The organism is Halostagnicola bangensis, from assembly GCF_054653435.1.
The window spans coordinates 3,058,941-3,083,375 of record NZ_BAAIGG010000002.1 but is presented as its reverse complement, the minus strand read 5'-3'; the positions used below and the strand labels follow the sequence as shown (position 1 = coordinate 3,083,375).

Here is a 24,435-nt window from a genome sequence, read left to right as displayed (position 1 = left end):
CTCTCCCCCGTTAAATCACCGGTCGTCCCGGACATCGTCGGGGAACTCGTTGTTCTCGAGTTCCACGGAGCCAGAATCACTGCTGATGAAGACGGAGTTGCCGTTTTCGGACTGCGCTTCCGTGTTTTCTATCGTGACGTCGTCCGCACCGTTGATAGCGATCGACGTGTTCGACGTCTCGAACTCGCTGTTTGTGACGAGATATTCCGAGCCGCTGAGGTACAGTCCACCCCGTTCGTTGCTACCGGTTTGCTCGAGGGAGAACGAATTGAACTCGCAGTCGTTTCGTTCACAGTAGACGGCGTGTTGGATCGGGGTGCCGCTCGCGTCACCGGTGACGGAGACGTCTTGGAAGGAGACTTCCCCTGCGTCTTCGCCGAGAAGTCGAAACGCGTAGGCGCTGCCGTCGATTTCGACGTTGACGTCCGTAAAGCTAGCCGTTCCCATTCCTCGGTCGATCCGAATACCCGAACTGTCTCCTTGTCCGACGTAGACATCCGTGTTTTCGATCGACACATCATCGACGTCGTCCATCACCCGAATCGCCTCACCGTTCGGCTCAGCTGCGTGGATGGTGACGTTATCGATGTCGAACGTATCCCCTCGGTCGAGTCGGATCCCGTGCTGGCCGGGCGCGTGGTTCGGGTTTTCGTCGACGATGACCGTCGCGTTCCTAATCGCTCCGTGTGAGCCACTGAGGCGGATCGAGGCGGTGCTGCTGTTTGCGAACCAACCACCGTCGACGCCGACCTGTCCGTTCTCGCTGGAGGCGTACAGGCCGTTACCCGGGAAGCCGCCGAGGACGCAATTTGCGAAAATCAGTGTTCCCTGATGGTTGTTGTTGATGTGAATGCCGGTCGGGCCTTTCCACATGTTCCCTGCGTTCGGCGTATCTTCGACGTGGACGCCGCCGTCAGGTGCTTTGAAACAGTCGACGTATCCCTCCCCGTCCGGATCGGTAATGTTGAACAATCCAGGACCCCATGTTCCGGCGTCGTGAGAGCCGTGGACGATAACGTTTCGAACGTAGAGTCCGTCCTCGACTTCGGCGTTGAGGACGCGAATGCCCGTTTCTTCCGCAGTCTGGTCGACCTCGAACCCTTCGAATCGGAGGTTTCGTCCAGGGTTCGAGCTCGTTCCCATTCGAAACAGACGGTATTGCGGACCGTCGAAATCGTGATAATTCGCAGGGACGATGGTCGCATCGTCACCGACGAACCCGACGTTATCGAACCCGGTGAGACGAAGCTGTGAATCCATAGCGTACCGCCCTTCGGGGAACCGGAGCAGAGTATCATCGCCTACGTGCTCGCGGAGGACGGGAGTGATCGACGTTTCTCCGGTCGGATCCGCACCAGCGTCGACGACATCGACAATAGTTTCATACTGATCTTCGGTTTGCTGTGCCGAACCAATACCTGCGATTCCCAACGTCGAGCCAACGCCGACGAGACAACCTTTCAGGTATGATCTTCTACCAAGCGAACGTGATTGTGAATCTCCTTGCATCGCATGGAGGCGTTACCAGAGGGGGGATTTACATATATAAACGGTAACTGAAAATGAAATTATTGACTACGTGAATGGATAGAGAACAACTGTTTCATCGAGAACAAACAATCTTTCATTACGTGATGTCTTTCGGAGTATTTTGCCACTTATGACGGTGCTAATCGCGTCTGAAGCCCGTTCCGTGCGCCGAACTGCTCTCTCTGCCGAAGCGCTTAGCATACGGATAAGAAAGGGGAGCTGACTCGTTTTCCCTGTCGATGACGAACAGAAACCGACGATCGTTCATAACGACGGCTGCCGTCGCCGCGACGGCGGGGCTTGCAGGGTGTGCTACGGAGGTGCGTGAGTCGCTTCCGTTCCAATCGGACGACTCTAGCGATGGTGGAAACGACGATGACGACAGCGATACCGAAGAGGGGGAGACTGAAGCGGACGAACTCGATCACTTGCCCGGCGAGACCGTCGAGGATTTCGACGATCTCGATGATTGGGTATCACTGCTCGACGGCGGGGAGCTCGAGGCGGCAACGGACGACCCGTACGCGGGGTCACAATCCGCCCGTCTCACCGCAGGCGAAGAGGGCGATTATGCGGGTATATACTCCACGGTTTCCGGGGGACTTGATTTAGACGAGCAAAACCTCTCGCTCGCGGTGAAGTTCACCGACCGTCAACAGCTCCACCTCACGGTCGAGTTGTTCGCCCCGGATTCGAACAGCGTTCACTCGTTCACTCGGACGCTGGTCGGGCCGGCTGACCGATGGGTACGGGTCGACCTCGGCACCACCGGACTTGATTCGCACACGGACCTCAGTTCGGTCCAGGAGATCCGCATCGTGGCCCGCCGTCGCGGCGGGGAAGACGGATCCATCGAGTGCGAAATCGACGATCTTCGATCCGTTTCGCGTCCCGATCGAGGAAAGGTGCTGTTGCTGTTCGATGGCACGCTCGAGAGCCACCATACGGAGGCGCTCGAGCCGATGCAGGAACACGACTTCGTGGGGGTCGAAGCCGTTATTCCTGACGCCGTCGGGGAAACGGACCGACTTACGTACGGGTTGTTACAGGATTTAAACGACGCCGGATGGGAGATGATCGCCCGGCCGCAAACGGGGTCACAGCGACTACCCGACTTCGAAGCGGACGAACAGGAACGAGCGATCGAACAGACGAAATCCTACCTCGAGAGCCGCGGATTCGACGACGGAGCGGAGCACTTCGTCGTTCCTGGCAACATACTCGGAACGGATACGATCGATGCTATTCGAGAGCACCACGAACAGGCGTTTCGCTACGGCGGGAGCCCGAACGCACTGCCGCTTACGGATCCGCACAATATCGGCGTATTCCCCGGCACCGAAGGCGACGTGACGAAACAGTACGTCGATTACGCCGCCGAACACAGCCAGCTCGCGGTGCTTCGCTTCGAAGAGTTAGGCGACGACGGAATGGAACTCGAGGCGTTCGAGGATCTCCTCGAGCACATCGACGACCAGGACATCGACGTCGTCACGGCGACCGAACTGCGAGAAGATCGATGAACCGATCTTCCCCTGGGCCGCTCGGCGGCCATGCCGGCAAACGACACGACAGCCGTCACCCCGACGAACTCGATGGGGGAAGTATCGATTCGCACGTGAACCATCGCGGCGCTGGACGCGAGGGTAACGCCCCCGAGCTCGAGGTCGCCGCGAGTTCCGACAGCCGCGTTGGGCTCGGTGAGCACAGAGCGAAAACCGACGTCGACTCCCTCGGTGGATACTGATGTACCGAGAAACGTCCGTTGGTATCGTGATGCCCGCGTACAACGAGGAGGGGTTCGTCGGCGACGTTATTCGCGAGATGCCAGCGTACGTCGACCGAATGTACGTTATCGACGACCGCTCGACCGACGGAACCTGGGACGAGATTCTCGAGGCCGCCCGTGCCGATCGGGCAAAGCGTGCGAATCGCAGTGTCGACGGTGCTCGCGAACCGCCTGGGAGTGATCACCTCCGGGCTGATGGCGGTGCTGGAGCGTTGACCGAGCGAGCAACCGTTCACGAGTCGATCGGTCGTGTCGTGCCGATCCAACACCGGGAAAACATGGGTGCCGGCGGGGCGATCAAGACGGGGTATCTCGCCGCGCTCGAGGACGGTGTAACCGCGACGGTCACCGTCGACGCGGACGGCCAGATGGACCTCTCGCAGATGCAACGGCTACTCGATCCCATCGTAGAGGGGACCGCCGATTACACGAAAGGGAATCGATTGCTCAACCGCGAGTATCGATCGGCGATGCCGCGGTTTCGGTTCGTCGGCAACGCGATGTTGACGTTTCTGACGAAGGTCGCCTCGGGGTACTGGAAGACGATGGACCCACAGAACGGGTATACCGCGATCTCCCACGACGCACTCGAGGCGATCGATCTCGAGAGCCTGTACGAGTACTACGGCTACTGTAACGACTTGCTGGTCAAACTCAACGCGAGCGACATGCGCGTCGCCGACGTTTCGATGCCGGCGGTTTACGGCGACGAGGAGTCGAGCATTGAATACTCGACGTACATTCCGAAGGTTTCGTTGATGTTGTTAGGGAACTTTCTCTGGCGGTTGAAAACGAAGCATCTCGGGACGGACTTTCACCCGCTCGCGTTGTTTTACCTGTTCGGGGCGGGAACGGCCGCCGTCGGAACCCTCGGGATTGGGTGGGCGCTGTTCGATGCAATACTCCAAAGCGGGTCGATTCTCCTGACCGGGACCGTGAGTTTCCTGATCTTTGGGCTCGGAGTCACGCTATTGTTGTTCGCGATGGTGTTCGATATGGCCGAAAGCGAGCACCTCGAAAGTCAGTATCAGTAGGGACGATGCAAAAACGGGGCTGTCCCGACGGATTCAGCGTCCGTGAAGGGGAACCGTCCCGGTCGAAAATTCGATTTTGCTAGAGATCGCGGGTCGTCTTCGACGGTATCCCCTCAATGATAGTGTGACCTCTTCTCCACCCATAATCATTATATTATTCCATATAAATTAATATCTGTCAGTTAGATATTTGAAACGGTGATGGCCAGCGGAACCGTTCTGTTATATTAGTTTTTGTGAGCGTATATTCTATACGCGCACTATAATAATTCCCTCATCCAATCTATAATTTTCAGAGTAATGGCTACACAAAATCAAACTGGCGACAAACTCACGACCAATCGAATGGGTCTTTCCCACTCGTGGAGGTCGTCTATCGCCAAGTATGCACCATTAGCTGGTCTGTTACTAATTCTCGGCATTCTCGGTGTCGAATTCAATTACCGACTCGATCTCGGACAACAGCCGCTCGAGCCGTACCGAATCTTCTTCGAATTACTCGTCGCCGGGCTCGTCGTTGCAGTCCTGCGGAGCAAGGTCGGACTCGTTACGTACGGAATGTTTGGTCCAATTATTCTCGCGTTCATCCTCGTCGAGAGTGGCCTTTTCTGGGGGACGGTACTGTTCGTCAATATCTTTCTCGTCGCCCTCTGTACGTACCTGATTCTCGAGCCGTTCCGTCTCGGAACTGCCCACCGAATCGGTGGCCTCGTCATGGTGGTAACGATCGCCATCACGACGTTTCACGTCATGGGCGATACCGGCGTTCTCCCGGACCAGGTGGACGCGCTACAGGTATTCTTCCCTGCAATTGTCACGGCGTGGTACGCGGACCGGTTCGCTCGAGAACTTTCCGAACGAGGGTGGCGAGCGCCGGCCGTCCGGTTTACCTGGACGCTCGTCGTCATCGTGATCGCGTACCTTATAATTGCCCAGGAGGGCGTTATCACCTGGCTGATGCATACGCCCGAAACGTGGGCCGCTGTCCTCGCGGCGAACGTGTACCTCGGCGCACAGTCGAATATGCGAATCAAAGAGTATCTCCGATTTTCGAACGTCTACAGCGGATCGCGGTTTAGCGTGGCACGCGGTTCGATGTGGGCGCGGTTGCACAACGCCAAAGCGCGTATTCGTGGATTCTTCGGCGCTGACACGTCCCGGGTCGAGACGTCGACGGTAATGGCGATGAATCGCCGAAACCGGTTGATCAAAGAGTACAACCCGTCACATCTCAATCCGGAACTCGACAAGGCATCGATGAAACGGGCGTTCCACGGCACTGGGGTTCCGACGCCCGATACCTACGCTCTCGTCGAAACGCCCGACGAACTCGAGCGGGCAGAAGAAATCTTCGAGTCGAAAGACGAGTTCGTTATCAAACCCGATAGCGGCTACGGTGGCGAGGGGATTATCGTCGTCACCGGACGAACCAAAAACGGCTACTTCGAAACGTCGAAGGGCATCAAAACGTCGGAGCAGTTGCGCTCTCACACCCGTTCTATCATCGAAGGGCAGTACGATCCGATGGGCCTCGAAGGTGTCGCGGTAATCGAGGGGCTGATCCATCCCGACGATCACTTGCTCTCGATTGCCGGTCAAGGCGTCCCCGATATTCGAGTTATCATCTTCAAAGGATTCCCGATTATGGCGATGACTCGCCTTCCGACCGAAGAATCAGACGGCGCGGCAAACCTCCATATGGGCGCGGTCGGGGTCGGTCTCGGCGTTTCGAACGGCGACGCACAGGGCGGCTACCAGAGCACGAACAAGTGGTTCGACGAACACCCGGATACGAAGGTCGAACTCGACGGGTTCACCATCCCGAACTGGGGTGACGTGCTCTCGACCGCGGTCAAAGCCGCCGAAGTATCCCGCCTCGGCTATACGGGCGTCGATATCGTCATCGACGAGGAGCACGGTCCGATGGTCCTCGAGATCAACGCGCGACCCGGTCTCGGGATCCAGAACTCGACGTTCGACGGACTCTTAGAACGGACGTCGTTCATCGAAACGTTGCCGGACTGGTTCGACCTCAAGCCACCCGAAGAGAAGATTGATCTTGCCAGGCGGTGGGATAGATCCGACTGGGATGAAAGTGGTATTGAACTGTCGAAACAGTGGGATGCCCCTGCCTGGAAGCGAGATGCGAATGCGATCTCTGACGGTTCCGACGAGGCTCTCGTCGAACACGCTTCTCGTCCGGACGGTGCCACGGTTCCCGGCGATGAGGCGACGCCCGGCGAGGATAAGGAAGAGGCCCTTTCGGAGGTGAACCAGCGATGAATCGGGCCGCCCTCGGTTCTGTTCTTGCGATCGGGTTTTTGCTTCCAGGGGCGTGGATTGGAAGTGAGCAGACGATTACCGTCCCGATTCCCGCCGGACTCTCGATCACGGCCGAAGAGTCAGTCGTGGTCGGCGTCCCCGAACTGATCTTCGTCGGCATTCCGACGCTGTTTGTCGCCTTCATGCTCATCGAGGCGACCGGCCACGTCCGCGAACGGAAACCGCCGAGTTAATCGGGCTCCGCTCGAGTCGTCTCGCCCCGTAACCGTTCAACCGGTGGACGATTTTACCGACTGGCTTTAACGCCGGCAACGATTCTTACTGTCGGCTGTACCGCTGTGAAGATTTTCGCATCCCCCGGGCGACGAGAATCTCGAACGACGTAGAGCCGACAGTATCAGTCGCCCGTCGATTTTCCGCGGGAGAATCGCGAAGGAAAACCGGCTGGAAACGCGACCGGCCGACGGTGAGCGTCTTTGAAACACTCTTGTTGACGACCGGTCTCGCCTCACCAGAAACTCAGACTTCCGACGCCGGATCCGAACAACCCGAGGAACAGGCCGGTAATGAGTAGGGATAACCCGACCAGAAAGAGCAGGCTCTGTAACCAGTTCGTCGGCAAACCAGTAATTCCCAGCCCCTCGAGTCGGTTGTGGGCCGTTTCAGCCATCGAACCGACGGGATCGGGGAACGCACGTAACACTTCGAAGGGCTCTTCGGGGTCCATCGCGCCCACGAGAAGCCCGAAGGTGAGAAATATCGCGAGTCCGACCGGCGGCACGATCACGAGTGCGAGCCATGGGTTCGTGATCACCGAAGAGAGTCCGACGATGGGAAACGCGGCGAGAACTGTCGTCAACGCCGATCGGCCGAGTCGCGCATCGGCGAGCGGATCGAAGCCGATGACTCGAGCGCTCACACAATGGAACGCGAACATCGATCCGTATCCCACGCTCGTCGCGATGGCCGCACCGTGCATCCCGTAGCGTGGGATCAAGAGGAAGTTCAAGACGATGTTGATCAGGGCGGCAGCGGCGGTTGCGCCGACGGGATATCGAAGTTGTCCGTTCCCCTGCGAGACCGCGAGCACCGGACGCGCCAGTGCGAATCCGAGCGCACCGGGGAGTAACAACAGAAGTGGCGTGATCGCCGGAATCGCATCGGACCCGAAGTAAATCGGGACGACAGTGTCCGCCAGTGCTCCGAGTCCGACCGCCATCACGGCGGTCAACAGGAAGGTAAATCGCGTCGTTTTGGAGGCGAGGTTCGATATCTGCCGGCGCCTATTCTGGGACCAGAGTTCGGAGGTCGAGTGGACGAACACCGTCTGGAGTGCCAGCGGAACGAACCAGAGGAACTCGGCGAGCGTGAGCGCCGCCCGATAGTTTCCGACGATCGCGCTGTCGGTGTACCGCTGGAGCATCACGATATCGATGTGATAGAGCGACATCAGAAGGAAGATGAGCGCGATCGTCATCGAGTTGAACGTCAGCATCTTCTTTACCGGAAACCCCGAATCCGGGCGAGAGAAAAAGCAGGAAAGCGATACGCGACGGTGAACGAGCAATAGTCCGGTAGTGGCGACCAGCATACTCGCGAACAGGTGGCCCGCAAGCGCTCCGAAGACACCAAAGCCGAAATAGACGAACGGGATCGCGATGACGACGAACCCGACCGTATCGAGTATTTTCAACGGCTCGGAGTATCGCTCGAGACCGAATCCCATGAGCGTCTTTCTGGCGAAGTCTCGAAACTGGGCGGTGATCACGAGCAAGGCAAGCGCGTAGAAGTAAATCGATAGCTCGTCGCCGAACGCAACGCTAACGAACCCCACTCGAGCCGCCAGGAATAGCAGTATCGCTCCCAGAGCGGCGAGAAAAACGGCTAACCGGAAATAAAAGCCGACGACGTGTTCACTCCAGTTTCGCTCAGTGCGGTCCTCGGCCAAGAATTTTCGAACGCCGTCGGTAACCCCCGCACTCACGAAGATCATATAGATCGCAAAGACCGACATGAGGAACGAGTACTCACCGAATCTCGAGACCCCGAGGAGCCTGTACAGAAGTGGTGTCGAAACCGCTGTAATAACGAGGACGACAACCTTCGCGCTAATAACAGAGAATACTCCGCTTGCGAGACTCCTGTTCACAGGTCATCCCACCGGAGACGGTTCCGATTGGTCGTCTCCATCACCCACCCATGGTCGTTTTCCGGTGCAGACACAATATACGTCGACGCAGGAATCCGCCGTCCCTTATTATACCCGTCATAACGGCCTGAATTGGCGTAAAATACCTGGAAAACGTGCTAACCCGTGTCTCGATAATCAGTACATTCTAATTCCAAAACGATCGGTATAACGGTCCGTCCGTTCGGAATCGATGATCGCCAAGTCTCGTCAGAATCGGTTATCCGTTCGATCGTCTTGTTTCAGAATGTGACCGAGGGAATCGGTATCGCCGGGAAACAACACGACATCTCGAGCGCATGCTCATTCGTTAACAGCTATATAAGTAGGTGTGCGAGTACCGACGGTTCGAACAAGCAAATGGATTCAGAATCGAATCGCCGTCGCTTTCTCGGTGCAGTTGGGTTGGGGACAGTCGCGATGACCGCCGGCTGTACTGATATATTAGACGGAGACGATTCGAGCGGAGACGGCTCGAACGGAGAGACGGAAGACGACGAATCCGAGGACGGCACCGGCGAAAACGGGTCCGAGGACGACCACGACGACGTACCGGACATAGACGGCGGAGCCGTGGTCTTCGTCTACGACGACGGACCGGTAGAGGATTACGAGCAGGCGTTTCCGGTCCACCAGGAGTTCGACGCACCTGCCAGCGCAGGCATCGTCACGGAATGGGTCGGTCGAGAGGATTACAACGACAACGACTGGATGACCGAGGAACAACTCGAGGAGCTCGCCGACGCCGGGTGGGAGATCATGGCCCACACGACCGCCCATACCGCCCTCGGGGAGTTCGAACTCGTCGAAGACGTCGAACCCGATGACACGCGAATATATCCCGAAGCGCGAAATCACGGGTTCCACCAGGTCTTCGATCTCGAGATCACGGACGGCGATAATCAGGTTCGACGAACCATTACCGGGTCCGCCGAGGACGAGACGGGAGCGTACATCGAGTTCGACGAACCGATCGGCGAATCGTTCGCGGCCGGCGAGGCGGTCGAACGGTATCCCGAGGATCTCATGCACGAGTTCCTCGGCGACTGCAAACAGGACCTCGAGTCGATGGGGTTCGAAGTCGATACGCTCCTTGCGCCGTACGATATCGTCGACGACCGAGCCGTGGAGTTCGCCGAGGAGTACTACGATGGAATCGCGAACGTAAACCCCGGATCGATGATTAATGACGTGAACGATTTCGACCCGTTCGACACGAATCGAGATTACTTCATCGAGTTCACCACACCCGCGACCGTCCAGGACCAACTCGACCAGGTCGCCGGACAGGAAGGGATCGGAATTATCGGCGCGCACACGTTCAAGGAGGAAGTCACGGAAGAGGGGATCCGCGAAACGCTCGAGTGGGTCGAGGAGCGCGATCTCACGGTTGTCACGCTCCGTGACGCCATTCGAGCCGCTGCGAACGCTGACGAGTAACGAGCTGGTTGCCGGTGAGTTCTGGTACCGGTTCCGAACCGTGTTTTCCGCGCGGACTGCGTTAGTGTGAGTTACTGCGCTCCGGTGAGGTATGGCGACGAACCGATATCCGTGTTGTGCCACTGCCGAACGTTGTAAGCGCCGAGATCGTCGATTCCGTTCCGAACCTCGTTGTACTGAACCGTCGGGTTCGAGGCGCTCGAGTAGAGGCGAACTCCCTCGAGTGACCCATCCTCCGAGTCCATGATGGAGTTTCGAACGTTGTTGTTGTCCGCCTGGTCAATGTAGGGATACTGACTCGCGTAAAACTCTCCGCGGTAGACCTCCGTATCGTCTCCCGTCACGACGAACGCGTTTCGATCGACACCGTCGCGACCGGGTTGTTCGACGGTGAAGGTACTGAACCGGCAGTTGTCCCGACCGCATCGGATACCGTCGCGGAACCCGCCTTCGGCTCCCGCCCGACCCGAGATGTGGACCAGTTCGGTGAGCACTCGATCGTCATTGTTAGTTTCTCGGATCCAGATCGGATATCCGCCGGACGTTTCGTGAACGATATCGACGTCAAAGATGTGAGTGTATCCGGCCTGTCCGGAGACGACGATACCGTGATTGACTCGATCCCCTCGCATCTCGATCGACGAGTTCTCGAATCGCAGGCCGTCACACGAGTCCATCACCGATAGCGCGTGACTGGTTGGACTCGGTGACGTGATCGTTATGTCCGCACCGTCGACGGTCATGCCGTTGGCATTCTCGAGACGAATAGCGCGTTGACTGGCGCTGTAGGACGGCGTCTCGTCGATGACGACCGTCACATCGTTGATCTCGCTGTTGGTTCCGCCGAGTCGGATGCTCGCAGTACAGCTATTTCGATAGGTTCCGCCGTTGACGACAGTTGTTCCGGACCCCCCGGAGGCGTACAATCCGTTGCTCGGGAACCCGTCGAGTTCGCAGTCTTTGAACTCGAGGTGACCATCGTTTTGGTTCGCTTCGATCCCGATCGGGCCGCGCCACGCGTTTTCTGCATGGGGCGTGCGATCGGAGTGGACTCCCCCGTCCGGTGCACGGAAGCGTTCGACGATGCCCTCGCCGTCCGAATCGACGATTCCGAACAGCGCCGGCCCCCACGTTCCGCTGTCATGCGTGCCGTTGACGGTGATATCGCGAACCTCGAGGCGATCGGTAACGTTTGCTCCGATGACTCGAATGCCGGTTTCGGGGGCAGTCTGATCGATATCAAAGCCTTCGAACTGAAGCCGCTCCCCAGGGTTAAGCGACGTCCCGAGTCGAAACATGCGAAACTGTGGTCCGTTGAAATCGTGATAATTCGCCGGAACGAGGGTCGCGTTATGTCCGAAAAAGCCGATGTTTTCGTACCTCGTGTGCCGGAACTGCTCGTCCATGTAGTACTCGCCTTCTGGGAACTTGAACGCGGTGTTGTCCGCTCGGATGTTATTGAGGACCGGCGTAATTGACTCCTCTCCGGTGGGATCCGCCCCTGCGTCGACGACGTTTATGACGTTGTTATAGCCCTCGTGGAACGCGGTCGCGGATCCGCTCGTCGCCGTAAGTAGTCCGAGCGCGGAGACGCCGGCGATGGCGCTCCCGCGAAGAAACGACCGTCTGGATTTGCTCGAGTTCTGTTTGGCCGATTGGTTGGATTCGATTCCCCGCCCAGCAGACTCCTGTGTGTCAGTGTGTGGTAATGAGGTGGGATCAATGGGTGTTTCGTGATTCGTATTTTGCATACCGCTTCGTTTCGACATTGATGTTCACTTTTACAAGAGTAATGAAGGGGTCCAGTATCTATGGATTCGGATATCCAGCCTTTAAGTGAGAAATCATCATTCGCTGAACAAATCGACACAACAGTCACGCTGGATGAAACAGTTTGTCTCGTTGAAAACCAATAATTAATAGCGGGTTTCTTCCTCAACGCCATCGACGAGTAAGATATTACCTGCCTGCTAACTCGTCTCGCCATTTCTGCTTGCGACGCTCGCACCAACTTCGTTTCCTCGGTGAACGGGACGGTTCATCGATAAGCAGTACAATCGTACCGGAGAGCGCTACAAGTTCCTTCAGTAGCGAAGATTGCAGTCGATTCGTTTGGGAGCTGATCGCAGTCAATCCGCGAGGGGCGAGCCCCGTAGTATCAATCGTGCGGGCGGACCAAGGAAGGTGGTATTACTGTCGCTCCATGCCGGCATAGCTACTCTAAAGCGATTCCTTGGCCACCGAGCACGGAAACGCTCAATCGGACTGGAGCGGCGTCTGGCCGTCCTCGAGTATCGCGCTGAGGAGTTCGGCAACGGCTCGCCGAAGACGTTGTGAAACTGCCGAGTTCGAGATTCCTAATCGGTCGGCAAGGTAGTCCTGTGAAACCGAGCGCGGAATGTTGTAGTATCCCGCGTAGTACGCCATCGAAAGGATCTCTCGTTGTTGTTCGGTTAGCAGATACGATTCGTCGGCCGACGCCGTCGACTCATACAACTGTGTTATCCGAAACGAAACGTTATTGTCTCGACAATACTGTTGGAAATCTGCCAAGGCATCGCGATCCGGTAGGTGCACTCGGACGGTCCAACCCGGGTCTCCACTGATGATCGAAAAGACGTATATGCCGCGTTTGATGCATTGATCAGGGACGATTTTCCGCCCTAAATTGGACGTGACACGATAGATTGCGCGGTTTTCGAAGGTTGCAACACGGGTTGGGTCCGAAATCGTTCCGTCTCCTTCCATCGTTTCCTCCACCGTCGAATAGTCCTCAGCAAAGATGGAAACGAAGTACATCTCCGCTCCATCGATTACAGTATTATACTTGTATTTAATCGTGATCTCGGGATGACGTTTTATCGTCGGCACTAACAGAAGGTCGTCGTGAACGACATGGACTTCTGAAATGAATCCCATTGAGATCCCTGCCTGATTCGGCCACTCCATCGATTGGGCATATCTATAGACAGAGTAACACTGTTTCACTGAATGAAATAGAGGGCCTGAGGGGGCTGAACTAGTTCATATACCCGAGATCGGCAAGTCGTTCGGTCACGTCGTCGTCTGCGCTCGGTTGGCTCTCAGTACCCGTTTTCGCGTAGGCCGGATAGGAAACGGGGTCGATCGAATCGACGACGGGAACGATGTCACCGTCCATTCGGTCGCTGTAGGGCACGCTCATCGCGGCCAGCACCGTCGGTGCAACGTCATAAAGGTGCGCTCGATCGACGGACGCCTCCTCGTCGATTCCCTTTCCGGCTGCGGCGAAGATGCCGTCGATCTTGTGGTTCCAGGGCTCGGCTGGCCCGAAGTAGCCCTCGCCACCCAGTTGCTCCGATAGCGCGTGCTCGAAATCTGCCGGGATCGTCACGATGTCGACCGTGTGTTCGACGAAATCACCGTGGAAGTACTCCTCCCGAGGCTCGACCGTCTCGAAAACCGGGTCGCCGTCCGGCGTCTCGATCCCCTCGAGCGTTCGAATGAGATCTTCACGGACGTCTTTGTACGCTTCGGGCGAAACGACACCCTCGGGCTCTCTTCCCTCGAGATTGATCCGAACGCCGAGCTCGGTCCGAGCACGAACGTATGCTTTCGACTCGGCGAAATCAACCTGTTCGTTAGCCGTACGGGAGACGCCGCCAGGTGCGTACTTGATCGCGATCTCTGCGAGGCCGACGCGTTCGAGCGCTTCTCTGACCCGGCTCGCGGTGACTCCAAATTGGGCGGCGACCGACGCCGCGCGTGCGGTCGCTCCCGGTTCCCAGGTCTCTACCTCTTCTCCCTCGCGGAGGCGCCGGCGCATCGGCGTCCACGACGGCATCCCCTTTCCGCCTGTCGTCGTCTCGATGTACCCCTCGTCGCGGAGGAACTCGTTGATCCTGAACTCGTAGCCGTCGTACGGCCCCATGCCGTGATCGCTCACGAGGAAGACCCGATCCGGGTCGCAGGCCTCGAGCGTCTTCGCGATCTGGTCGTCGGTTGCCTCGTAAACGGCGTCGACTTTCGGTTCGTCTCCTGCGAATTCGTGAAAGACTGTATCCGTTTTCTGAAACTGCAAGAAGCCGAAGTCCGGATCGAACTCGTCGGCGAGGTATCGAAATGCCTTCCCGCGCATTTCGACGAGGTTCAGGTACTCGCCGATCTTTTCGTCCTCCGAAATCGTCTCGTCGTCGCGAGTATAGCTCGGATAGACTCGGTAGTCGCCGATCTCGTCCCGAACCTCGTCGAGGAGCCCGTCGGGATGACACGGCGGATCTTCCGGACCCAAAAACCCCGGAATAACAGCGCCGTCAAACTCGTCCGGTGGATGGGTTACCGGCGCGTTGACGACGACGCTCGAGCGCCCGTGCCGGTCGAGGAGATCCCAGATTGGATGTTCGTGGACGTCCTCGTTGCTCGAGACGTGGTAGTCGTAGCCGTCGTACCCGACGAACCCGACGACGCCGTGTTGGCCCGGATTGACACCGGTGTAGATCGACGGCCAGGCGCTCGGCGTCCACGGCGGGATCTGGGACTCGAGCGGCGCACGGATTCCGTCCGAACAGAGCCGGTCGATGGTCGGGATGAGATCCTTTTCTGACAGTCGTTCGAAGACCGGTATGCATCCGGCGTCGATACCGATGAGGAGCGTGTCCATGCCCCTCGACGCGGGGCTCTCGCCCGATGGGTCATCGCCTTCGTGTAACTCATTAGTCATGTATTTATAATGTCGTTTGTGTTGTCAATTCTCCCATTGTCGGTGCGGGACGCAGGGACTCGATTCGGAGTATCGTCTCACCTCGAGGGAGACAGCCAGATTACTTCATTATCTCACTGTTAAACGGGAAAATCGCCTTCTGCGGTGCAGATGAAAGCGAACGTATCAACGTGGAGACTGTTCGATCGCGTCGGGCGAGGAGACGGATTTATTGACGAGATCAACTGCATCGTCGAACAACTGGTCGGTTCGGGACCCGCTTCGAGCTTCGGCTGTAACCCGGATCACCGGTTCCGTCCCGCTCGCACGGATGAGGATCCATCCGTCGTCGTTGTCAACGTATACGCCGTCGAGCGTATCTACGTCGTCGTACTGATCGGCGACTCGATCGCGCACACGCTCCATCACGGCGTTCTTTTGTTCGACATCGATCGACGTTCGACGGATCGGATAGGTGTCGATTTCGCCGACGAGAGCGGAGAGCCCTTCCCCGGAACGGTCAGCGACGAGTTCGACGAGCTTGCAAGCCGCGAGGGGACCGTCCGGACACAACGCCTCGTCCGGCCAGATCCACGCACCGCTCGGTTCGCCACCGAAGACGACGTCCGGTCGAGTCGTCCGGTTGGCGACGAAAACGTCGCCGACTCGTGTTCTGGTCACCGACGCGCCGACCGGTTCGAGCGCGTCGTCGACGGCCAAACTCGTATCGACGGGAGCGGCGACGAGATCGCCCTTCACTGCCGTGGCTGCGTCGCGAGCGAACAGCGCCAACAGAACATCCTTCGGAACGAACGATCCCGTTTCGTCGACCGCAACCGTTCGGTCCGCGTCCCCGTCGTGGGCAATTCCGAGCTGTGCATCGGTTTCAGCGACGACGGTCGAAAGGGTTGAAAGCGTTTCCCGGGTAGGCTCGCTCGGCCGACCGGGAAATCGTCCGTCCTGCTGGCCGTTGAGCGTCTCGACGGCACAGCCTAGCTCTGAAAGCACTCGAGCGGTGATCGAGCCGGTTCCATTTCCAACGTCGACGACGACGCTCGGCGGCTCGTCGATCGATACGCTCCGGATCAGCTCCGAGGCGTGGCGATCGAGAACCCCTTGGGCACGCTCGATGGATCCGTGGCCATCCCACGCTTGGACGTCGTACTCCTCGAGTTCGATCCTCGTCGAAATCTCGTCACACTGATCCGGACCGAACGCCGTCCCGCCCGCGGACCAGAGTTTGATTCCGTTGTCCGTTTTCGGATTGTGCGAGGCGGTAACGATGACGCCCGCATCGGCATCGAACCAGTCGACCGCCCTGGCGATCGTCGGCGTCGGCGCGACCCCTGCCTCGAGAACGTCCGAGCCGCACTCTCTGAGCCCGGCCGTAAGCGCGTCGACGAGCACGTTTCCGCTCTCTCGAACGTCGCGGCCGACGACGACCCGTTCGTATCCTTCCGTCGCGACGGCACGGCCGATAGCTAGTGCGAGATCCGCAGTAACATCGTCTCCGACGGCTCCTCGTATGCCACTCGTTCCGAACATGGGAGCTTCCTTCGTCGTCCGGAGGTTTACTATGGGGTTGCTAATCCGGAGACAAGGGCTGATAGGGTCGATTGTACCTGTGTACCGGTTTGTCGCCAGAGCGGGGTGGCGAATGGCCGGAAATGACTGACAACCGAATCTATGAGGCGTGTATCGCGTATTTCCAAGCAATCGAACGAAACGACTCGAGGAGTAACTCGGCGGTATTGGCTCGGCTCGTCGTTATCGGTGCCGGCCCGCAGTCACCGATTCGAGGTTTGCATTCAGACTCGTCTCGTCGTTATCGATTTCGAGTCACGCGTTCGCCGGGTTTCGTCGTCGCTCCCGTCGAGAGCTTCACGCCGGCGTTCAGGCTCGTGTTGATCCCCGTTTTGACGTCGTCTCCGAGAACGACGCCGAACTTTCGACGGCCGGTAGAGACTTGCTCGCCGCGGATCGACAGTGTCACCGGTTCGTCGTCATGGCGGAGGTTCGCGACGGTCGTTCCCGCGCCGAGGTTCGCGTTTCGGCCAATAACGCTATCGCCCACGTACGAGAGGTGGCTGACGCTCGCTCCGGCCATCACCACGCTGTTTTTGATCTCGACGCCGTGTCCGACCGACGCGTCTTCACCGACGAGGGTCGCGCCGCGAACATAGGCGTTGGGTCCGACCGTCGCCCCCGATCGGATCAGCGCCGGCCCCTCGATGACGACGCCGGAACGAACGGTCGCCCCCTCCTCAACGACGACCGGACCCGAAAGCTCGGCGTCTGCATTGACGGTTCCGTTCAGTTCCGTCTCGAGGTCACCCAGCCGCCATTCGTTCGCCTCGAGCAGTTCCCACGGTCGTCCCACGTCCAGCCAGTCGTCCAGTTCGACGTGTCCCACGTCGGCGTCCTCGATAACTCGCGAAAGGATATCGGTAATTTCGAACTCGCCGCGGTCGCTTTTGGGAACGTCCAGGCACTCGAGCGCCCATTCGGGGAACACGTACGCACCGGCGTTCGCGACGTTTCCCGGCGGATCCTCGGGTTTTTCGACGATTCCCGTTACGGTGTCGTCGACCACGTCGAGGATGCCGTAGTTCGACGGATTGTCGACTCGAGTCGAACCGACGCTCGGCCCCTTCTCGAACAGGTCCGCGAGCGCGTCTTTCTCGTAGACGATATCGCCGTTCAGGACCGCAAACGGACCGTCGACGTGCGTACTCGCCGCCCGTAACGCGTCAGCCGTCCCCTCCTGGGTGGTCTGTGTCGCGTACTTGACGGGGACTCCCTCGAACGTGTCACCGAACGTATCGCGGACCGCATCCCCTTCGTAACCGACGACGAGAACGAGTTCGTCGGTTCCGGCCTCCACCGCCGCAGACATGTTGTGCGATACCAGCGAACCGGCGCCGACCGGAAGCATCGGTTTCGGCAGTGATTCAGAGAGCGGTCGCATTCGGGTCCCCTGCCCCGCAGCAAGAACAATAGTTTGCATGGTCGGTCGGTGGACACAGCGCCAGTTTCCTTATACGCACGATAATGAGAACGAGCCTACCAATAGGACGAGATGGACTGACGGGAGTGGTTCCGAAGAAGCCTGGGATACGTTGGCAACCTTCTCCCGAGGTCACCCGCGGGTTCGGGCAGAGTGAGCGTTTCGGGTGTGGGAATGAACCCAATTTTCGTTTGTCTCCTATTTAGTAACACAATCAGTAATATATCCAACTAATATTTTCTTATAGATATCTTCAACAAGATCGTAAGAACTGTTTATATTCACTATACAGATCTCTAACAGCTCCAAACTAACTTCCCCAGGTATTCGACTATCGTCGAACCATTGTACAAACAATAATCGTAGTAAAGATTTTAATTCCACCGGGTTTTTCAAGTGGGACGGTCACAACCATGTTATGGACCTGCACAACAGGGACGTACGTCAGGACGTTCGAGAACTGGGTGCGTTGCTCGGTGATGTCCTCGAGGAACAGACCTCTCGGCGGGCGTTCAACACGGTCGAGTCGTGTCGTCGAACCGCGATCGACTATCGCTCCGGCGACCTCGACAGTCGCGACCCGTTGGTCACCGAACTCGAGGGACTCTCGCCACACCAACAGCGGATCGTCGCCCGCGCGTTTACGAGCTACTTCGAACTCATCAATCTCGCCGAAGAACGCGAGCGAGTGCGATCGATTCGCGAAGGATCGCAGGAAGGCACGCTCGAAGATAGCCTCGAGACGGTCGCTGAGGACCTCGCCGAGGAAGACCTCGAGACCGCACAGGAAATTCTCGAAGACGTGCTCATCGAGCCGACGTTCACCGCACATCCGACCGAAGCGCGACGGAAAACGGTCAAATCGAAGCTTCGGGAGGTCTCGAACCACCTCGAGACGCTCGACGAACGGCTGTTGACCGACAAGGAACGCGGTCAGGTCTGGCGGGACATCGACGCCGAGGTGACGAGCCTCTGGCAGACGCCCCAGGTTCGAAAGCGCCAGCCCGAACCCGAAGACGAGGCCCGAAACGTACAGTGGTACCTCGAAAACACCCTCTTCGACGTCGTCGGGGAAGTGTACGACGAGTTCGGCGTCGCACTTGAGGAGGAGCTCGACGGTCGGGTCGACGTTCCGAAGCTGTTCGAGTTCCGCTCGTGGGCGGGGAGCGACCGCGACGGAAACCCCTACGTCACGCCGGAGGTCACGGCGAACACGCTCGAACGTCAGCGAGAGGTCGTCCTCGAGCGCTACCGGGAACAGCTCAAACGACTGTCCGGCGTGTTGAGCCAGGACGGCAGCCGGCTCGACGTCGACGGACGGTTCCAGGCGAGCCTCGAGGAGGACCGCGAACGACTACCCGGAAGCGCGCAGACGGCCCAGACCCGGTATCCCGGCGAGCCGTACCGACAGAAGCTCAAGCTCATGCGCGAACGGCTCGACCGAGTCGGAGACGTTCGTCCCGGCGGGTACGCCGACGTTGAGGAACTGTTAACCGATCTCGAGATCATCGCGTCGAGCCTCCGCGAAAACGGCGCGGAGACGGTCGTCGACGCACACGTTGATCCGATTCGCCGACAGGTCGCGACGTTCGGCTTCTCGCTCGCCAGCCTCGACCTTCGAGAACACCAGGCCAAACACACCGACGCGATCGCCGAGGCCCTCGAGCGCGAAGGGGTTGACTACCACGGGCTCTCGGAGGACGACCGTGTCGAGTTCCTGACCGACGCGATACTACAAGAGGAGACGGTCATCAACCTCGAAGGCGTCGACGATCTCTCCGAGGACTCCACGCGCGTCCTCACCCTCTTCGACGAACTCGCCGACTGGCAGACCGAGTACGGCGTCGAGGCGATCGACACCTACTGCATTTCGATGACCGACGAACCGAGTCACGTCCTCGAAGTCCTGTTCCTCGCCGACCAGTCGGGAATCGTTTCCCTGCCCGAACACTGCGGACTGGATATCGTCCCACTGCTCGAGACCGAGTACGCGCTCTCGGGTGCACGGCGGATTATGGGGACGCTGTTCGAAAACGAGGCCTACGCGCAGGCGCTTGAGGCCCGCGGGCGCACTCAGGAAATCATGCTGGGCTACTCGGACTCGAACAAGGAGAACGGCTTTCTCGCCGCAAACTGGTCGCTGTACAAGAACCAGCGTCGATTGGGCGAAATATGTGAGGACCACGACGTGACGATGCGGCTGTTCCACGGCCGGGGCGGCTCGATCTCCCGCGGCGGCGGCCCGATGAACGAAGCCCTGCTCGCACTGCCCAACAGCACGGTGACGGGCCAGGTCAAGTTCACCGAACAGGGCGAAGCGATCGCCGAGAAGTACGGCAATCCTCGCATCGCCGAGCGAAACATCGAACAGATGCTCAACGCGCAACTGCGTGCGCGACGAAACGCGATCAACCAGCCCGAGGAGGAGATCCGCGAAGAGTGGATCGAGGCCATGGAGACGATGGCCAAGTCCGCCCGCAAGGAGTATCGAGACCTCCTCGAGAGCGATGGGTTCGTCCAGTACTTCGAACAGGCGACGCCGATCACGGTCATCGAAGATCTGGATCTCGGCTCGCGACCCGCTTCCCGAAGCGGTGAGCGCACCGTCGAGGACCTGCGCGCGATTCCGTGGGTCTTTTCGTGGACCCAATCGCGCTGTATCCTGCCGGGCTGGTACGCCCTCGCAGACGGGATCGGTGCCTATCTCGAAGACGGTGGCTCGATGGAGACGCTCCAAGAGATGTACGACGAGTGGCCGTTCTTCCGATCGACGCTCGACAACGCCGCCCTGTCGCTCTCGAGAACCGAACTCGAGATCGCCGCGGAGTACGCCGATCTGGCGGACGAAGATCTCCGGAACGAGTTCTTCCCGCGCGTCTCCGAGGAGTACGAACAGGCCGCCGAGTACGTGACGACGATCGGTCAGCGCGACCAGTTACACACCCGCGACTGGTTGGGCGAGAACTTAGAGCGACGAAACCCCTACGTCGATCCGTTGAACGTTCTCCAGACGTATCTACTGGAACGGTCCCACAGAACCGACGTCGAGGAGCGAACGCTCCGATTGACCGTCAAGGGAATCGCGGCCGGGATGAAAAACACCGGATAGCGGTTTCGGTGTCGAACGTCTCTGGCGTTGAACAGTTATCGCGTCGAACGCCTGTCCGCCGTCAGCCAGCGTGGCACCGCCGACCGGTCGAAAGACGCTGATACTTATTCGTTTAATTCGTCGGATTCGGCATCGAGAGCCGTCGGCTCGCCCCTTTTACTCCGTCGACGGAGCCACTCGAGTCCGAGCGCTCCGCTGACGATCCCGGCTCCGGTGGTGAATCCAGGCGTGGCGTCGCCGTCGGTCTCGTTTTCGGTTCCGTCGGTGGACTCGTTCTGACTTACGTTCGCGGACCCACTCCCCGATTCGTTGTCGGCCCCGTTTTTCCCGTCGTCGACGGAGATGTTCTCCGAATCATCCGTGGACTCGTTGGTCGACTCCGTAGAAGAGCCGGTTTCGGATTCGTTCGTCGACTCGGCGATTTCGGAGACACCATCGCCGTCGTCGGCGCTTTCGTTGCTCTCGAGTTCGTCCTCGGAGTCACCGTCGGACTCTACGTCTTCGGACTCTACGTCTTCGGACTCTTCGCCGGGCTCTTCATCACCCTCTTCGTCGCCCTCTGGTGAGGAACGGATAGCGGCGAGCTGGCTGGGACTCGTGATGTATATCGTGTCTTCGGTGGCGACGAACGAGTCGCTCGGCCAGGTGTTGCCCTCGAGCGTGTTGATATCGATGCCGGTCAGTCGGAGCGCCCACTGTTGGCTCCCGTCCGCGATATCGAAACCGAAAATTGCCGGCTCGTCGGCCATCGAGTGGGAGGGCACGATGACGGTTTCGCCTACGATCACTGGCCGCCCCCATTCGTCAGTCGTGCCGCCGACGGACCAGCTGTCGCCTGATTCGTACTCCGATAACCGAACACTGTGTCTATTCGTTCGCACCTGAACGTCGTCGGTCGCTGCGAGGGGGAACCGATAGGAGGTGTAGGCGATCCGTTCTCCGGTTTGTGCGTCGAGTACGGGGTACTCCTCCCCGTCGGATATTTGTCCAGTATAGAGCCGCTCTGAGGTCGCGACGAGATACCCGTGGGGTTCGTTGGAGTAGCCCCACCAGTAGGTCCACTCCGTCGTCCCGTTCGTCGCATCGAGCGCGACGAACCCTGAACTACCGATCTCGGCATAGACGAGGTCGTTCGCGACGGCCACAGTCGTCGACCGAAACGAGACGGTTTCGTCGCCGTCAGTCGTTTCCACTTCGACCGAGGATCGCTCCCAACTGAGCGAGCCGGTTTCCGCGTCGAACGCGTACAGCGTCTCGCCAACGACGACGTAAACCGTGCCGAACGCGACCGTCGGACTTGGAACTCCCTCGTCGTCGTCGAACGATTCCTCCCAGCGAACGTCGCCGCTCGAGGCCTCGAGCGCCGTTAGTCGGTCGCCACCGACGAAGACGGCTTCTTCGAGCGCCGCCGGCGTTCCAGCCGCGTCTATTCCCTCAGCAATCCACCGTCGCTCACCGGTTTCGTCCTCGAGTGCGTGGACTTCGCCGCCCGTTCGGAGGTAAACTGCACCATCGAGTACCGCGATATCACCTTCCTCGTCGTACCGCCAGGCGACTGTATCCGGCGCAGAAATCGGTTCGTCCGTCGGAACAGCGGCGGTGTTTCCGGGGTTACCGTGATACGAGGACCAGCCAGTCGAGTCGTCCAGCGATAGTTCGGAGGAGTGTTCCTCTGCACGACTCAGTCCGACCGGAGCGAGCAATCCACTGGTAGCGATTGCTCCCCCAGTGGCCAGCACCGATCGTCTCTTCCATCCAGCCATACGCATACTACGAAATTTAACGCTCATTTCTATACCCGAAATAATTCGGTTTCAGTGAGTGAAATAAGCCGAAAAAGATCGTTCCAAACTGTTTACTAGCGTTTCGGTGGGAACGTATCGGCAGATTCGTGTCCTCAACCGCAGGCACTAGTCGGAGCGATATGTCGGGCGTTTACTCGAGCGTGGGAACGGGAACGGACTCGAGAACGTTCTCGACGATGGCCGATTTGTCGACGCCGTTGATGGTCGCGTCGGGAGTCAAAACGAGTCGGTGGGCCAGCACCGGCTCGGCGACACGTTTGATGTCGTCGGGGGTAACGTATTCGCGTCCGACCAGCGTAGCGTGAGCCCGCGACGCTTCGAACAACCGCTGGGTTCCCCGCGGGGAGACGCCGACTTCGACCCGGCCGTCCGCTCGCGTTTCTCGGACGAGTTGGGTGATGTACTCGAGGAGATCCTCGTCGACGCGAACGGATTCCGGGACGGAACGGAGTTCGGAGACGGTCTCCGACTCCAAAACGGGATCGACGCTCGGGCTCATGTCGTCTCGACCCGCCCGCCGTCGAAGGAGTTCGGTTTCGCCCGATTCGTCCGGATACCCCATCGACGTTTTGACGAGGAACCGATCGATCTGGGCCTCCGGAAGCTGGAAGGTCCCCTCCTGTTCGACGGGGTTCTGGGTTGCGATGACGAAAAACGGCTGTGGTAACTGACGCGTTTCGCCGTCGGTGGTGACCTGGCCCTCTTCCATCGCCTCGAGAAGCGCGGCCTGGGTTTTCGGCGGCGCGCGGTTGATCTCGTCGGCCAGCACGATGTTCGCGAAGATCGGTCCTTCGTTGAACTCGAATTCGCGCTCGCGCTCGTTGAACACGTGCGTGCCGGTGACGTCCGCGGGGAGGAGGTCCGGCGTAAACTGGATGCGAGAAAACGAGAGTCCGAGCGCGGTCGCAACGCTGCGTGCGGTGAGCGTCTTTCCCGTTCCGGGGACATCCTCGAGCAAAACGTGGCCGCGGCCGACGACGCCGACGAGGATCGTCTCGAGGAATTCGCGCTCGCAGATCACCGCGCCGCTGATCTCCTCGAGAACCGACTCGCACTCAGTGCTCGCCTGTGTGAGGTCCATGGCGGTATCCAGTGATCCGTCGCTCAAAGCTTTTCTGTTTGGTTGTCACGTTTGTCCGGATACAGCTCGAGAGAAAAATCGAAACCCGTAAAAACGTTACCCGGGTAGTATGTGATGAGCCGAGATAGCCTAGCCCGGCCAAGGCGGCAGATTCGAAATCTGCTGTCCCCACGGACACGGGAGTTCAAATCTCCCTCTCGGCGTTCTACGGCGACCAACTCCGACGAGCGGCGCGTAGCGGCGCGAGTCAACCGATCGCCGTAAACGACTACGGGAATTTGAACGAGAGAAGGCACGCACAACGAAGTGAGCATGTCTTCGCGTGGTTCAAATCTCCCTCTCGGAGTTCTTCCGCGAACAAACTCGCGAGCACCGCATAGCGTGTGCTCGCATTCGTGAGCGGAAGCCAACGTATAAGGAGATTTGAATCAGGGAGGTCGCAGCTCGCGAACGAAGTGAGCGGGACCGTCCGACCGTGGTTCAAATCTCCC

At 58.9% G+C, this 24,435-nt stretch carries 16 protein-coding genes and 1 tRNA gene; 8 read left to right on the top strand and 9 right to left on the bottom strand.

Going from position 1 to position 24,435, the window contains the following annotated elements:
• Positions 1-15: 15 nt before the first annotated feature.
• The gene (locus ACYQ14_RS17090) at positions 16-1,509 is read right to left on the bottom strand and encodes a hypothetical protein (protein WP_459889641.1); all 1,494 of its coding nucleotides are present in this window, start codon (positions 1,507-1,509) and stop codon (positions 16-18) included.
• A 260-nt stretch (positions 1,510-1,769) separates the two neighbouring features.
• Here ACYQ14_RS17090 and ACYQ14_RS17085 point away from each other — a divergent pair, with 260 nt between their 5' ends.
• The 5 genes from ACYQ14_RS17085 to ACYQ14_RS17065 all read left to right on the top strand — a co-directional run bounded on the left by ACYQ14_RS17085 (position 1,770) and on the right by ACYQ14_RS17065 (position 6,869).
• Complete coding sequence (locus ACYQ14_RS17085) at positions 1,770-3,053, top strand: polysaccharide deacetylase family protein (protein ID WP_459889639.1); 1,284 nt, start codon at positions 1,770-1,772, stop codon at positions 3,051-3,053.
• A complete protein-coding gene (locus ACYQ14_RS17080; RefSeq protein ID WP_459889637.1) occupies positions 3,050-3,277 on the top strand; it encodes a hypothetical protein in 228 nt (75 codons plus the stop codon). Before ACYQ14_RS17085 ends, ACYQ14_RS17080 begins: the two co-directional genes overlap by 4 nt.
• Positions 3,277-4,353 (top strand): glycosyltransferase family 2 protein, encoded by a 1,077-nt coding sequence (locus ACYQ14_RS17075; RefSeq protein ID WP_459889635.1) that lies wholly within the window; start codon positions 3,277-3,279, stop codon positions 4,351-4,353. Before ACYQ14_RS17080 ends, ACYQ14_RS17075 begins: the two co-directional genes overlap by 1 nt.
• Positions 4,354-4,653: 300 nt before the next feature.
• Complete coding sequence (locus ACYQ14_RS17070; protein WP_459889633.1) at positions 4,654-6,636, top strand: sugar-transfer associated ATP-grasp domain-containing protein; 1,983 nt, start codon at positions 4,654-4,656, stop codon at positions 6,634-6,636.
• Positions 6,633-6,869: a hypothetical protein gene (locus tag ACYQ14_RS17065; protein WP_459889631.1), complete on the top strand. Its 237-nt coding sequence runs from the start codon at positions 6,633-6,635 to the stop codon at positions 6,867-6,869. The genes ACYQ14_RS17070 and ACYQ14_RS17065 overlap by 4 nt, the downstream gene beginning before the upstream one ends.
• Before the next feature lie 275 nt (positions 6,870-7,144).
• On the opposite strand, the gene ACYQ14_RS17060 is transcribed toward ACYQ14_RS17065, so the two are convergent.
• Entirely contained in the window at positions 7,145-8,785 is a 1,641-nt protein-coding gene (locus tag ACYQ14_RS17060; RefSeq protein WP_459889629.1) for an oligosaccharide flippase family protein, read from the bottom strand.
• A gap of 399 nt (positions 8,786-9,184) precedes the next feature.
• Between ACYQ14_RS17060 and ACYQ14_RS17055 the strand changes: the two genes are divergently transcribed.
• Positions 9,185-10,264 carry a polysaccharide deacetylase family protein gene (locus tag ACYQ14_RS17055; protein WP_459889627.1) on the top strand — a complete coding sequence of 360 codons (1,080 nt, stop codon included), beginning with the start codon at positions 9,185-9,187 and terminating at the stop codon, positions 10,262-10,264.
• 71 nt (positions 10,265-10,335) lie between these two features.
• Here the strand turns inward: ACYQ14_RS17055 and ACYQ14_RS17050 are convergent, their stop codons facing one another.
• The 5 genes from ACYQ14_RS17050 to glmU form a co-directional block, all read right to left on the bottom strand.
• Complete coding sequence (locus ACYQ14_RS17050) at positions 10,336-12,033, bottom strand: right-handed parallel beta-helix repeat-containing protein (protein WP_459889625.1); 1,698 nt, start codon at positions 12,031-12,033, stop codon at positions 10,336-10,338.
• 487 nt (positions 12,034-12,520) lie between these two features.
• On the bottom strand, positions 12,521-13,183 hold the full coding sequence (locus ACYQ14_RS17045) for a helix-turn-helix domain-containing protein (protein WP_459889623.1): 663 nt from the start codon (positions 13,181-13,183) through the stop codon (positions 12,521-12,523).
• Positions 13,184-13,283: 100 nt separating this feature from the next.
• Positions 13,284-14,963, bottom strand: a complete 1,680-nt coding sequence (locus tag ACYQ14_RS17040; protein WP_459889621.1) for an alkaline phosphatase family protein — start codon at positions 14,961-14,963, stop codon at positions 13,284-13,286.
• 165 nt (positions 14,964-15,128) lie between these two features.
• Positions 15,129-16,487, bottom strand: coding sequence for a phosphoglucosamine mutase (gene glmM / locus ACYQ14_RS17035; protein ID WP_459889619.1), 1,359 nt, complete (start codon positions 16,485-16,487; stop codon positions 15,129-15,131).
• Between the two features lie 280 nt (positions 16,488-16,767).
• Positions 16,768-17,949 carry a bifunctional sugar-1-phosphate nucleotidylyltransferase/acetyltransferase gene (gene glmU, locus ACYQ14_RS17030; RefSeq protein ID WP_459889617.1) on the bottom strand — a complete coding sequence of 394 codons (1,182 nt, stop codon included), beginning with the start codon at positions 17,947-17,949 and terminating at the stop codon, positions 16,768-16,770.
• A gap of 418 nt (positions 17,950-18,367) precedes the next feature.
• Here glmU and ppc point away from each other — a divergent pair, with 418 nt between their 5' ends.
• Positions 18,368-21,058 carry a phosphoenolpyruvate carboxylase gene (gene ppc / locus ACYQ14_RS17025; RefSeq protein ID WP_459889615.1) on the top strand — a complete coding sequence of 897 codons (2,691 nt, stop codon included), beginning with the start codon at positions 18,368-18,370 and terminating at the stop codon, positions 21,056-21,058.
• Positions 21,059-21,162: 104 nt separating this feature from the next.
• Here the strand turns inward: ppc and ACYQ14_RS17020 are convergent, their stop codons facing one another.
• Together ACYQ14_RS17020 and ACYQ14_RS17015 are read right to left on the bottom strand one after the other, a co-directional pair.
• Positions 21,163-22,821 carry an outer membrane protein assembly factor BamB family protein gene (locus ACYQ14_RS17020; RefSeq protein ID WP_459889613.1) on the bottom strand — a complete coding sequence of 553 codons (1,659 nt, stop codon included), beginning with the start codon at positions 22,819-22,821 and terminating at the stop codon, positions 21,163-21,165.
• Between the two features lie 172 nt (positions 22,822-22,993).
• Positions 22,994-23,944: an AAA family ATPase gene (locus tag ACYQ14_RS17015; protein WP_459889611.1), complete on the bottom strand. Its 951-nt coding sequence runs from the start codon at positions 23,942-23,944 to the stop codon at positions 22,994-22,996.
• Positions 23,945-24,062: 118 nt separating this feature from the next.
• On the opposite strand from ACYQ14_RS17015, the gene ACYQ14_RS17010 reads away from it, so the two are divergent.
• Positions 24,063-24,147 (top strand) — tRNA-Ser (locus ACYQ14_RS17010).
• The last annotated feature ends 288 nt before the right edge of the window (positions 24,148-24,435 follow it).